General features: G+C 60.0%; 15 protein-coding genes. 6 read left to right on the top strand and 9 right to left on the bottom strand.

The window, feature by feature from the left end; translation table 11 throughout:
* Window positions 1-99: 99 nt before the first annotated feature.
* The 9 genes from Pla100_RS25090 to Pla100_RS25130 all read right to left on the bottom strand — a co-directional run bounded on the left by Pla100_RS25090 (window position 100) and on the right by Pla100_RS25130 (window position 8,848).
* A complete protein-coding gene (locus Pla100_RS25090) occupies window positions 100-1,605 on the bottom strand; it encodes a phage major capsid protein (RefSeq protein ID WP_197168216.1) in 1,506 nt (501 codons plus the stop codon).
* An 81-nt stretch (window positions 1,606-1,686) separates the two neighbouring features.
* Window positions 1,687-2,487, bottom strand: a complete 801-nt coding sequence (locus tag Pla100_RS25095; protein WP_146581307.1) for a hypothetical protein — start codon at window positions 2,485-2,487, stop codon at window positions 1,687-1,689.
* Window positions 2,484-3,584 carry an SGNH/GDSL hydrolase family protein gene (locus tag Pla100_RS25100; RefSeq protein ID WP_146581309.1) on the bottom strand — a complete coding sequence of 367 codons (1,101 nt, stop codon included), beginning with the start codon at window positions 3,582-3,584 and terminating at the stop codon, window positions 2,484-2,486. The genes Pla100_RS25095 and Pla100_RS25100 overlap by 4 nt, the downstream gene beginning before the upstream one ends.
* A 231-nt stretch (window positions 3,585-3,815) precedes the next feature.
* Window positions 3,816-4,331 carry a C40 family peptidase gene (locus Pla100_RS25105; protein WP_146581311.1) on the bottom strand — a complete coding sequence of 172 codons (516 nt, stop codon included), beginning with the start codon at window positions 4,329-4,331 and terminating at the stop codon, window positions 3,816-3,818.
* Window positions 4,332-4,334: 3 nt separating this feature from the next.
* Entirely contained in the window at window positions 4,335-5,030 is a 696-nt protein-coding gene (locus Pla100_RS25110) for an HK97 family phage prohead protease (RefSeq protein WP_146581313.1), read from the bottom strand.
* Window positions 5,023-6,246 (bottom strand): phage portal protein, encoded by a 1,224-nt coding sequence (locus tag Pla100_RS25115; protein ID WP_146581315.1) that lies wholly within the window; start codon window positions 6,244-6,246, stop codon window positions 5,023-5,025. The genes Pla100_RS25110 and Pla100_RS25115 overlap by 8 nt, the downstream gene beginning before the upstream one ends.
* Window positions 6,243-6,524 (bottom strand): hypothetical protein, encoded by a 282-nt coding sequence (locus Pla100_RS25120; protein ID WP_146581317.1) that lies wholly within the window; start codon window positions 6,522-6,524, stop codon window positions 6,243-6,245. The genes Pla100_RS25115 and Pla100_RS25120 overlap by 4 nt, the downstream gene beginning before the upstream one ends.
* Complete coding sequence (locus tag Pla100_RS25125; RefSeq protein ID WP_146581319.1) at window positions 6,524-8,185, bottom strand: terminase large subunit; 1,662 nt, start codon at window positions 8,183-8,185, stop codon at window positions 6,524-6,526. The genes Pla100_RS25120 and Pla100_RS25125 overlap by 1 nt, the downstream gene beginning before the upstream one ends.
* A gap of 3 nt (window positions 8,186-8,188) precedes the next feature.
* Window positions 8,189-8,848 carry a phage terminase small subunit P27 family gene (locus Pla100_RS25130; protein ID WP_146581321.1) on the bottom strand — a complete coding sequence of 220 codons (660 nt, stop codon included), beginning with the start codon at window positions 8,846-8,848 and terminating at the stop codon, window positions 8,189-8,191.
* A 198-nt stretch (window positions 8,849-9,046) separates the two neighbouring features.
* Between Pla100_RS25130 and Pla100_RS25135 the strand changes: the two genes are divergently transcribed.
* Genes Pla100_RS25135 through Pla100_RS32510 form a run of 6 tightly spaced genes read left to right on the top strand, consistent with a single transcriptional unit; the run spans window position 9,047 to window position 12,075 of the window.
* Window positions 9,047-9,457 (top strand): helix-turn-helix domain-containing protein, encoded by a 411-nt coding sequence (locus tag Pla100_RS25135; RefSeq protein WP_146581323.1) that lies wholly within the window; start codon window positions 9,047-9,049, stop codon window positions 9,455-9,457.
* Window positions 9,403-10,431: a hypothetical protein gene (locus tag Pla100_RS25140; RefSeq protein ID WP_146581325.1), complete on the top strand. Its 1,029-nt coding sequence runs from the start codon at window positions 9,403-9,405 to the stop codon at window positions 10,429-10,431. Before Pla100_RS25135 ends, Pla100_RS25140 begins: the two co-directional genes overlap by 55 nt.
* Window positions 10,428-10,628 (top strand): hypothetical protein, encoded by a 201-nt coding sequence (locus tag Pla100_RS25145; protein WP_146581326.1) that lies wholly within the window; start codon window positions 10,428-10,430, stop codon window positions 10,626-10,628. Before Pla100_RS25140 ends, Pla100_RS25145 begins: the two co-directional genes overlap by 4 nt.
* Window positions 10,625-11,398 (top strand): hypothetical protein, encoded by a 774-nt coding sequence (locus Pla100_RS25150; protein WP_146581328.1) that lies wholly within the window; start codon window positions 10,625-10,627, stop codon window positions 11,396-11,398. The genes Pla100_RS25145 and Pla100_RS25150 overlap by 4 nt, the downstream gene beginning before the upstream one ends.
* Window positions 11,395-11,718: a hypothetical protein gene (locus Pla100_RS25155; protein ID WP_146581330.1), complete on the top strand. Its 324-nt coding sequence runs from the start codon at window positions 11,395-11,397 to the stop codon at window positions 11,716-11,718. The genes Pla100_RS25150 and Pla100_RS25155 overlap by 4 nt, the downstream gene beginning before the upstream one ends.
* A 9-nt stretch (window positions 11,719-11,727) precedes the next feature.
* Window positions 11,728-12,075 carry an HNH endonuclease gene (locus tag Pla100_RS32510; RefSeq protein ID WP_146581332.1) on the top strand — a complete coding sequence of 116 codons (348 nt, stop codon included), beginning with the start codon at window positions 11,728-11,730 and terminating at the stop codon, window positions 12,073-12,075.

The following is a 12,075-nucleotide window of genomic DNA, read 5'->3' on the forward strand; positions in this document are numbered from 1 at the left end:
CGAGTCACAAGGCCGGCCCCTCACAGTTATTAGAACAAGGCGGCCGGCGTGTCCTGGGCAATCCAAGACACGCCGGCCTTCAGGGGTTGAATCGCTAGATCACTCTTCTTCAGGGAAGAGCATCGACTTGATCGGATCGCCGCCGGCGTTCAACACGCCGCCGTCGGCTCCTCGCTTGCCGTCGTAACCGGTTTGGTCGTACTCGGCAAACTTCTCGCGGTAGACTTGAGTCCGGACGTTGCCGACGAGACGGAGCTTGTACTTCATCAAGTCGCCGAAGATGATCCGAGCGCGGTTCGGTTCGCTCGTACCGTGGGCGGCCATATGGTTGTTGATCTCGACCGGGCGATTAAGCAACGTCGGCAAACGGCCGTCGTTCGCTTCCACGTAGAGCGGCCGTCCGTTGTCATCGGTCAGCAACATGATCTCGACGAGGATCTCATCGTTCATCATCCACGATGCGACCGATCGATAGGCACCGTCGACGGAATGCTTCAGCTTCAGCAATCCGGCATGGGCGAACGTCACCGCGTCGGGCATCTCGAAACCGACGACGGCACCGAGTTCGAGACCTCGGAGTGTGGTCGTGCCGGCCCCGCTCGTTGCCTTGCGGTTGATCGCACGGCCGAGACGCTCGCCGATCATCGCGGAAACGGCCGCGACGAACGCCGTCGGACTGTCACGCAAAGTTTGGTTGCCGAGACGAATGAAGTCGCTCGAGAACTCGAACGACGAAACCGAGAACGCCCCGATCGTCGGTTTGGTGCCGTCGGGCGACTGGGCGGTCACCTCGTCGATCTGCTTGCCTTCGTTCGAGGTATCATCGGCGGTCGGCCAGGTCATCTTGTTGCCGGTCGCCGTCACCATCACGTCGGCCGCGTTGACGATGCCGCCGATCGTGATCAACGCCCGTTCCATCGCTACGCTTGCGACCTCCGGAGCCAAGTTCGCCATATCGGCCGCACCGGCCACGGCCGCGACGGCTCGCGATTCGCGGACCAGGCTCGGCAGTAAACGAGACGCTTCGTCGATCCGACGTTCTTTCGCGTATCCACGGACTCGAGTCCGCAGCTCGCGAAGTTGATGCTCGGGAAGGCCGGCGATTTCGAAGTCGACGCCCATTTGCGTGCGGGTTTCGTGGACGGCTTGACGATGCTCGTCGGTGATGCGGTCCGCACAGTTTGCGGACAACGCCCACGCTTGCATGGCGAGCGTTTGCCGGAGCTCTCGGCGAGCGTGCTCACGCAACGTCGAGCGGTCGCTCGTGCCGAGTGCGTCGCCGTAGCTCGCACCATCGCCACCGGGCAACGGATCATCACCGAGAGGATCGAGACGGCCGCCAGGTCCTCGGCGTGAGCGCTGTTCGTGCTCGGCCGTTTGCGTCAGGAAGTCGTCGATATCGACCGCCCCCTCTTCCGCCTTCACCTCCTCGTTGACCGATAAATAATCGGCCTTCATTTTGTCGAACGCGGTGCGCTCTTCGTTGGTCAAGATCGGCCCGGCGTGCTCTTTGTTGTCGCGACGTTCGGCGACGGTTTGTCGGGTCTTCTCGATCTCGGTGCGGATCTTCTCGCGACGTTCGCGAAGTTCTTGGAGCTTGGGCACGGCTCGGCCTTGGGAAAGGTGGAAAGGGGTCAATCGATTGGCGAAAGATTGTGAACGATCGACCCGGCCGTGTCGGCGTTTTTATGCCGGCGGGTCGACGTCGACGGCGTTGGCCGGCGGGTCGACGTCGACGGCGTTGGCCGGCGTGTCAAACGGCGTCACGTTGAGGCGGCCTCGCTTGACCGTGTGATACTTGTTCGCCGCGATCTTGATCCGGTGTCGCAGCTCATAAGTTCCGATCGACCACGATTCGGTTTGCTCGGCCGTCGGCGCGAACAACGCGTATTGCCCGACCTCGTCCTCTTGGATCGTCATCTCGAGCGCGAGTCCCGCGTCGGCGTTGCTGGGCAGCCTTGCGGCCAGGACGTATTTGTACTCCGTCAGGTCCTCGGCCGAGACGATGTCGATTCGAGCCGGACGCGTCGCGTAGTCGTCGCCTTGCTCGACGTCGAGATCCGATCCGGTCGCACCGCTGAACGATGGCGAGTTGATCGTGATCGTGATTCCGGCCAGTCGTGGAATGATCTCGTCGGCCAGTGCGGTCGCTGTCAGTGTCGTGGTGACTCGCCCGTCCGCACTGGTCGCGAGCTTGTTTTCAGGCGTGACGAGGAGTCGCGTCGCGATTTCCTCCGTACTAGGCACATTGCCTAGTTCGACAATTGTGCCGTCGGAAACTAAGTCGCGAATGATGCCTGAGTACCCAAGTCCATCTGTGTACACCCAATCGCCCGCCAATCCGTCAACCGTAATCGTGGCTATGTTGCCAGCGACAAACGTCGGCGTGTACGGATTTGACGCTGATCCAGTTGTCCCGCTCAATGCCGCTAGCGTGATGCCAGTCGAAGACGTGCCAGCCAAAATTTGCACTACTGTCGCGGTCATGTTGCACTCCCGTTGTAGATTTGAGCAGCGATTAGCTCGGCTAGTTTCTGCACTCCATCTGTTGATAGATGGACGTTATCCCCGTTGTCGTAGTCGGGATTTAGGTCATCCGGCTGACCTGTCGAGACTCGATTAACCCCAAATGCCGCGTGGCTCAACACTCGCTCCGCATCATTTGATGCTGCCCATTCGGAGATCGCCGAATTCCACTCGCGAATTTCCGCAGCCGCCGAATCTGTTGAGCCGGTCCACGGCAAGATTTCGCTCAAAATCAACCGTGTTTCCGACGGCACCAAGATCCTGATTGCGTCGAGGTCTGAGATCACTTGCTCAATCGTTCGTCCATTGTCCTGATCGTTAACGCCGCAGTGTATCCATATTGCACTTGCACCACTGGCGACCGCTGCTGGCACCCCAGTTGACCGGCACCACGCAAAATCAGTGCTACCTAGTGCATGATTTTGCTGAGTCAATCCGGTTAAAATTGATCGAATGACACCACCCGGCTCCGCATCTTGGTTGCCGCCAACCGTGTTTCCGGCGTGCAGGTAACTGTGCCAAGGTGTGGCAGTGTTGTGGCCCTCAACGAGAGAATCCCCGGTCACAGACAAATATGGGGCAACCGCGTCCACTGCGATGTGCATGTTGTACGTGGTGTCGGAACCTTCGCTGCCGATGTCGCTTCCGCCGTTTGAAAAATCACCCTGTGAGTAGTAGGTGATTGCATTGGCATCTGCCGTTGCAACAATCGTTGACGACGAATCAGATGTCCTAGTTAAGAAGAGTCCAACATAATCACCAACATTACACGCAAGCGGGCTTGCGAGCACAAAATCATTTTCGGAGTCCGCTGAAAACCCAGATTGCAAATCTGTCGATGCAACTACCGACCATGTCGATCCAGTTAGTCGTAAGATCATTAGTCTTGTCAGCACATCACTAAAAAACGAAGCACTCCTGTAACTGCCCCCGGTGATAAAGCCGGATTGACGAATCTGGTATTTCGGGCCGCCAAGAACCAAAGTGCGACCAACCGCTCCTTGGCCCCCTGTCCACCAATCACCATCGCCGTAGTCGCCCCATTGGGATCGCGGCAATCCGCCGACCTGTATTTCTGACCGGCCAGGGTTTATCCACGGTCTTGATCGCTTGATGGTTCCCGATCCTGGGTCAATCCAAGACTGACCAATAATGTACGGATCAGTCAGAGGCAAAGATCCGAGACCGGATGACGCTGCAACGAGTGACGGTAGAGCTAGAGTTTGGCCTGACATAAAAGTCGGAGTAGGTTGGAATTTTGTCGGAATAGGTTAGTCAGATATCATGGATTAGCGACGCACGCGGCTGCTCAAGCGGTGGTCTCCGCCAACGCGTCGCAGTAGGTTTTGCGGTTCGTGTCGATCATGGTTTGATAGACTTGACCCGCCGGCGGCGAGTATTCGGCCGACGTAGGGGCTACACCAGGTGCCGGCGGACGTCACGCCAGGCCGGAAGTATCCTCGCAAGCGGTAAGGCGTGCCGAGCGTCGCGTTCGCTTGCGATCGCATCGCGGCGAGTCGATCCCGATCGATCGGCGTCGACGGGGCGTAGTAGTCGTTCGTGCTTCCCGGTTTTCCATACGATTGCACCGGAGTTCGCTTCGATCGCGGCCAGTCACTTTCATAGACGTAGCCATCAAACACGATGCCGACGTGTGTGTATCGATCGCCTCCGGTGATCCGTCGAGCGACTCGGCCGACGATCCCTTTCTTGTTGCTGAAAACGAGCGTCCCGTCGGGAACGGATTGAGCGTTGCAAGTCGAGGCGATCGCGAGCGACGCGACCAGTAAGATCATTCGGAACATCGCTTAGTCCAATAGCAGGCAATCGATCTCGATCAGCAACGCGTCATGGCCGGCCGTCTCGGCGGCTTCGAATGCGGCCTTGCGGTCGAGCAACAATTGCCAACCGTCGCACCCTGAACGTTGGTCGGTCCGGATCTCGGCCGTCGTTCCGGAATACGCTTCGCCGACGACCGGGCCGAGATGAAACACTTCCGCCTCGATCACTTCGCGGATCACGGCGTCGGTTTCGGGATCTCGCCGCCACTCTTCAGCGACGGCGGCAAAGTCGATCGACGACCCGGACACATCACCGCGCCTAATTTTCGCGGCGATCGCGGTATGGTCCGGGTCGTCGGGATCGTGCGGGACGCTGTACCGAAGGCCTCGCGTGTCACTCGTGAGATTCATCAACCGCGATCGACGGCCGAGAACGCGTCGCTCGTCGTGATACGGGGCGCAATAGCAATCCCGTTTCGACTCGAGGAACGTATCGAAACAACCGCGACGGAACCGCTCGACAAAATCCGGCATGATCCGGTATTCGGTCGTCGGGTCGGCCGGGTCGTAGTACACCGCGCCGTAGCCGGCGATCACCATCGGCGATTCGCCGTCGACGCGGCTCTCGATCGCGGCGAGCGATCGCGGAAGGATCGCCGTCCGGATCTCGTTTCGTGATGCGGCCGTGTGGGCCGGCCGCGTGTAAGTTTGGGTCTTAGGCATCGGGGTTGACCTCTTGTTGCTTGGGTTGGACGTTAGAACGTTGAGGCTTGTCGAGTCCTTCGACCTCCGGCAAGTTATGCCAGTGCCGGACCTCGTTTTCCGCCAGCCATCCGGCGTGGATGCCTTGGGTCGCGATCGCAGCTCGGGCTGCTGCGTCGGTCCATTGCAAGGCGTCGACGAGATACTCGACGAAGTGCGACGCGGCCTCGCTCGGCCGGATCAGCTTTCGATTGCATTGAGCCATCACCCGACGCATATGAGGGCCGCACGTCGATCGGATATAGCGTTTCTCTTCCTGCTCGAGCGAGTTGTAGGCGACGCTATCCTTCAGGCCGAGACGCGACGGCGGAATGTTGTAGATTTGGGCGACGTGCCGAGTCTCGTTTTCGTCGAGCTCGCCGACCTGGGCGTCTCGAGGCGAGACGCTCGTTTTGATCCATTCAAAGCCATCGCGGAGGATCAAGGTTTTGAACCAGTTCCTCGGATCGGTTTTCTTTCGGACGCCCTCCTCGACGTTGTCGATCGCGTCCGGGCTTGCGCCTTGCGGTGCCTTGAGAATGCCGCCGACGTGAGCGCCGTTCTCAAAGAATGTTGAAGCGAACTTTTGCAATGATGTTCCGACGTTGAACGTGTCTGCATAGCGTCGGATCGGGCTCGTCGGATTCAAGCCATCGAGCCGAACGCCGCTATGATGAATCACGTCGGCGTCGGGGATCACGATCGGCGGCGATCCGTGGTTGACCCAGTAAACGCGGCGGTTCTTTTTGACGGGATACCAGGCGTCCGGATCGAGCCTATGAAGGCCGACGGGTCGGATGCCGACGCGTTCGATCCATAGCAGACCGAGCCCGCGAAGCAACGCGTCGTGATAGAAGTCGAACCAGAGATCAAACGGCGTCGTGTACTCGTTTGGCGATCCGTCGAGATTGACGAGCTTGTGTCCTTCGTGGTCGCTCGCCTTGCTGCGATCGCGTTTCCCGGTCCGCTGGTAAACGCACAACGGCAGCGACGAGATATCACCGGCGATCATGCCGACGGCTTGCGCGACGGGCGGATAGCCGGCGAGTCGATCGACGGTTAAGCCATTGCCGCCGAAGTTGAACCAAGACGGACCGACGGAAGCGTCGGCCGGATAGTAGGACGCGTCGCCGGCGGGTTCGTGTCGGGTTTCGCGTCGGCCGAACCAGTACGCGTATTGACGGGCGAAGAAATTCATTCGGCGGGTCCGTCCGTGTCTTCACTCTCGACGAGCGAAGCGAAGCGAAGCAAACGCGATCGTTTCTCGATCGTGTAAACGATCGCGATCAATCCGAGATCGAACGCGGCGACGAGCGGCCAGTAGGTCACCGCCAAGACGACCAGGTTCACCAGAGCGCAAAGCAGCACGCATTGCGAACCACGTTTGAAGAATGCGACCTCGAAACCTCGCTCGGCCGTTTGACGTCCGACGAGCTCGAGCACTACGGCGGCAAGTTGTAAGATCGTTTTCAACATCAAATAAACTCGACTTTGTGGGTGTCGTAGTGCGTCGGCTTGTCTTCGATCGTGACTTGCATCCGCCGGTTAATCGCGATGATCGCGGCCGTGATCCCGTCAATTCGCCCTTTCGATCGGCCTTTCATCGGGCGAATCTGATCGTTGCTGTCGCGATAGACGATCACGTTTCCGACCATCCAAGAGACCGCAGGGTTGTGATCGTGTCGGACTTTGCCGGCGTCGATTAGCCGTTCGAACTCCGTCGACGGCGGGCTCATGTATCCCATTCGCGGCGGAACTTGCACCGTATTTAGACCGTCCTCACCGCGTAGCATTTGGTTGCAGAGCAGCTCGGCGAGTGCCGGGTCGTAACCGAGTTCCTTCAATGGCGTTTGCTTGTGAGCCTCGACGATCTCACGACGGATTAGCGAAAAGTCGATCGACGCCCCCGGTGTCGCGGTCACGAATCCACGCGACACCCAATCGGCAAGCGGGATCTGATCCGTGTGGCTTTTCTCGACAACCAGGTCGGCCGGAATCCACAACTTGAACAACAACGAAACCGACGCGTCGTCATGCTCGAACAAACGCACGAACGCGGCGAAGTCATGCACGCGAGCCAAGTCGACGCCGGCATAACATCGCATCCCGTCGAGCTCGCTCGGATCGGCCTCGGGTAACGCGTCCCACGTCGGGACGTCGAGCCAGGCGTCACGGGGCTGGGTCCATTGATTGAGTCGATAACGTTTAAGATCGCCGATCCGTTCCGGAGATCCTTTCGCTTGGTTGATCGCCGCCTCGATGTTCCGGACCGGTAGCGTGATCCCGTAACTCGGGTTTGCTCGCTCCCACGTCGCCAGCTTCTTCCAATCGTCATCGGGACCGGCTTCGAAGATCACCGGTAAGTGATCGATCGACATATCTTTGCCGTCTCGAATCCGACACGCTCTTTCGTACTCCTCAAAGCAAATTGACGTTCGCGAGTCGCCGGCCGTCGTGATCATGAATACGAGCGAGTTGATTCGGGCCGTCGTCGCGTAGAGCAGCGATCCGAAAAACGAGCGGTCTTTCCATTCGTGGAGCTCGTCCAGGATCAAACAGTTCGCGTTTTTGCCTTGCGAGCTTCCGCCGCTCGCCGTGATCGCGGCTATGCAAGCGTTGCGCGTCGGGATGATCGCCCGATACGTCGACCGCCGAACATCGAACACCTTTTCGAGCGACGGGGCTCGTTCGATCATCCCGGCCGCCTCGTCGAAACAATCGGCGGCTTGGGACCGAGCGACGGCCGTCATGTAGACGCGTGCCCCGATTTGTTCCATCGCTTCGCGAATCGCGATCCCGGCGGCGAGCTGCGTCTTGCCGTTCTTTTTCGGGATGAACGTGAACGATGATAGAAACCGCCGCGTCGCGTCGGGCATCTTCCACCCGTAGAGCGGCCCGATCAGTCCGTGCCATTGCCAGTCGAGCAGCTTGAACGGTTCGCCCGCGAAAGGGGCCTTGCCGTGCGTCAGGACGCGTTCAAACAGAAAACGCGTCGTCAGAGCCGACTTGATGTCGAAATAGCAACCACGGGCGACGGCGGCCTCGTCCTGGGGCGTTTGAATCCAATCCGCCCAACCTTCCTCGCGTGCTCGAGCGAGCTGTCGCCGCGTCGGCGTGTATTTAGTTATGGCGACCACGGATCACGCCTCGGGCTTTTTATTGGCCTTTTTGGCGGGCTTGGAAGTTTTTTTCGTTGTACTCTTGGTCGCTCGCTTCCCTTTCTTTTGAGGGGCGGCTTTTTTCGCTGACGTTTTCGCTGCCTGCTTTCGCTTCGGCGGCGGGTTGCTGTCCGCCATCGACACGCCGACGCCGGCGAGCAATGCCTCGATCGGATCGACCGGCTTTCCGCCGCCGTCGCGATCGCCGATCCGCAGGCCGACGCGGTACGCCGGACCGAGACCGAGAACTTTGGCGAACTTATTGACGTCTTGCGCGAACTTGCCGAGCAGCGTCGCCGACGGCGTCGCCTGGGCGTATTTGAGATTCCCGTCGTTATCGAAGAACTCTTGCGTGTATCCGTCCCGCAAAACGACGTCGAACATTTCTCGCCAGTTGTGATAACTCACGGAATACAGTTCCAGGATCTGCAGGTCGAGCATGACGAGCATTTCGGCGGCGCAGAGCTCGGCCGCGATCACACGCCAGGCCTGTTTGGCCCGTTCGGGTAGCCAGTCCGGCGGCGACGGGACGTAGTCCAGCGTCCGGGGCTCCGGTTCATCCGTTGGCAACGGCCGGTGGCCGGGGTTGCCCTCGAGTCGCTTTCGCGCTGTCGGTTTCGGTAGCGGTCCACGTTGGCCCATGCGGTCGTTTGCTCGCGTTGCTTGTCGGGTTGCTCAGTCCCGCATCGTCGCGGCGGAGCGGCCCGCGTCGGCGTTTGCGGAATCGCCGACGCCTGGGAATCGTCGCCGGACGATGGACCCGTTAAACTTTGCCGTATGCGTGAGACGCGACACGCGGCGGAGTCGCCAGCGTTTCAGGCTCTCTCATCAAGCGGGCACATGCACGATTACATCTTGAGTCGCGGCGAAGTCGTTGCGGCTGTCTTGGACGGGGCCGCCTACACCGACGCGGCGGCCGCCGCCGGCGTCAGCGTCAGCACGGCTTGGCGGTGGGTTCATCGCGACGCGGTCAATCCACCGCAACGCAAACCAAAGATTCCGGCCGCACGGGTGCGGAAAATCCGAAACATGATCGACGGCGGGGATCTTTCCTTGAGGCGGATCGCGATCGTCGTCGGTGTTCATCACTCGACGGTTTGCAAAATCCGCGACTCGATGACCGTCGGCGGTTATCGATCTCGGCCCGTTCGGTGTCGCGGCTGCGGTGCCATCATCACGACTCAGGATTGCTTGTTATGCTCGACGCGATCGTCCGCTCTCGGTTCCTCCGGCTTTATCTCGTCACACTAACGATCGTTTGCGTCGTCGGTTGCGAGATCGCACCCCCTCGGATCGCGATCACGCCTAAACCCGTCGACGAAATGCCGTCGTCGGTCAACTTGCCGGTTTCACTGCGTCAAACGAATTGGCTTTACGGCGGCGAAGGCTCTTGCGCCGTCGCTTCGCTCGTCTCGGTGCTTCGGTGGCAAAACAACCACGCCGCCGCCGAACGACTTCGAAAGCACTACGGCGGCGGCCAAACGGCGACCTCGATTCAAAACATCTGCAAGAGTGAACGATTGCCATACGTCGCGATCGATCGCCCCGGCGACGCTCGTTTCTTGCAATGGTGCAGCGACCACCGGCTCGGTGCGATCATTTGGTATTTGCCGGCTCACTGCTGCACGTTTTGCGGATTCGCGAAGTCCGGAAACGGCGACACCTACGCGATCGTGCTCGACAACAACCGCGTTCAAACGCCGATCCGCGTCCCGGCCAACGAGTTCATTCGCGCTTGGCAAGGGTACGGCGGCTTTGCCCTTACTGTCCTGGGTACTCCGTTGCCCGCCCCCTTCTACGACCGGTGGAATCCATGCACCCGCCCCGATTCATGTCCCGACTTTTCGCCGCTTCCGCCTTTGCGTTTTTGCTCGTCTGTTGCGGCTCCGGATGCTTGCTCATTGGCGACAAGCCACGCGATCGAGCCGACGACAATTTCGCCCACCCGACCGACGAAACCGATAGCAACGGCTTCGGCGAGTGCAACGGCGATAACTGCCCGATCGATTGCAACGGTTCCGACTGTTCCGACTGCCCCGGCGGGAATTGCCCTAATCGCGGATCTTTCGAAGACGATGACCCGGACGCCAAAGGCAGCACTCAATCGGCCAGCGACGAGCAACCTGATTCGACGGTTAACGCTTGCGAGTCGTGTCCTAGCTGCACGGTTGTTTCTCGAGTCGACCGACTCAACGAGAAGAAAACCGGTGCGTATCCATGCATGAGATGCCAACGGCCGACGGTCGGCGACGGTTGGCATAACCTCACCACTCCCGGCGGTGCGTCGGCGTTGATCTTGTGTCAAGATTGTTGGGACCGCACCACGCCGCGCGAGCGTCTCGGTTTCTTGAACGTCCACCTTCAACGCGTCGGCAAGTCAAACGATCCCGTCGCCGCCAAACTGCGAAACGCGATTCAATGAAGCAGCTCGCTATCAAGTCCGTTCTTGGCGTCGTTTGGGTCGCGTGTCTCGTCTTTATCGACTCCGGCCATGGAACGCCAGGCCCTTTTGATTTCGTCGCCTTCATAGTCGGCAGCGTTTCGGCTTTGTCGTTCTGTTGGGTAGCGAGAAACGATAGCCGTGCGATCGGGATCGACCTTGTCGTGATCACGGTCGTTTCGGTCATTCTCGCGTCGACGGCCGACGCCCAAACGATGCCACCACGGCCGGCGAAGTATCAACTCGTCTTGGTCGACGAGCCGCCCGGCGTTGCCGATTGGTTCCGCGATCACGACGGCTTGCTCGCTCTCGCCAAACGATGCGATTGCTCGAGACTTCAATCTCGCAGCGATCTTTTTCGTTATCGCTATGCGAAGTCGATGCCGTCCGGATCGAGCCCGCCGGCGATCGTTTTCGCTCGTCCGGATTCCGGCGTTCTTTACGTTGCGACTCGCGACACGTTGCCGACGTCGGCCGATGCTCTTTATGCCGAGCTGCAGGCGTCATATCGTTTAGCCGGCGAAGGCCCTCACGCGAGCGAGATCTCGGCTCAGCGCGGCGACCGATGGCGGCCCGGCGATCGCTTGCGCGACACTCGCGATAAACTCGACACAGCCGGCGTCGCGATCGACCAGCTCGGCGAGATCGTCGCGCAGCTTCGCGAATCGACTTGGTTACTTAACGCGATCGCGGCCGGTTTGGCCGTCTTGATCGCAAACGCTCTCACCTCTCCCCGTGCCTCTCGATCATGACTATTACGCTAATCGTTTTCGCCTCGGTCCTTCTCGGTGTTATCGCGATTCGTCGCGGCATTCCGCAACGCATTTTCGGTGCATTGTTTGGTACGCCAGGCGTTCCCGGCCAATCGGCCGCCGCCGTCGCTCCGTCGCTCGTCGACCCGTGGGAAACTCGCATCGTCGCCGACGCCCTCGAGGCCCGTCGACGCGAGAAGAAACTCGACGCCGTGTTCGACGAGCTCGCCGAAGTGATCAACAACCGGCCGAAGGCGAACGTCCCGGCCAGTGTCGCCGCCGAGCCGCCCGCGAAAGCGGATTCATCCTCCGTCGTTTGATCGTTCGCGATGGCGGTTCCTGAAGCTCGCAAGTCGTGCGTGATTTGTCGCCGCTCGCATATCGGCCGTGGTTCACGCTGCGACGCCTGCAGGGGAACCCGCCAAGCAATCACGCCGGCCGTCGAGGCCCGCCCCACCGCCGCCCGTCGCGGCTACGGCCGCAATTGGCGACGAGCCGCGAAAGAGTTCTTAGCCGAACCCGCTAACCACATTTGCAAAGAATGCGGCGAACGGATCGCGAGCCAAGTCGACCACATCGTCCCCCATCGCGGCGACCCAAAACTCTTTTGGTCCCGATCGAATTGGCAAGGCCTTTGCCATTCGTGCCACTCAAGAAAAACCGCTCGAGGAGCGTAG

This window comes from Neorhodopirellula pilleata, from assembly GCF_007859915.1.
In the GTDB taxonomy this organism is placed as follows: domain Bacteria; phylum Planctomycetota; class Planctomycetia; order Pirellulales; family Pirellulaceae; genus Rhodopirellula; species Rhodopirellula pilleata.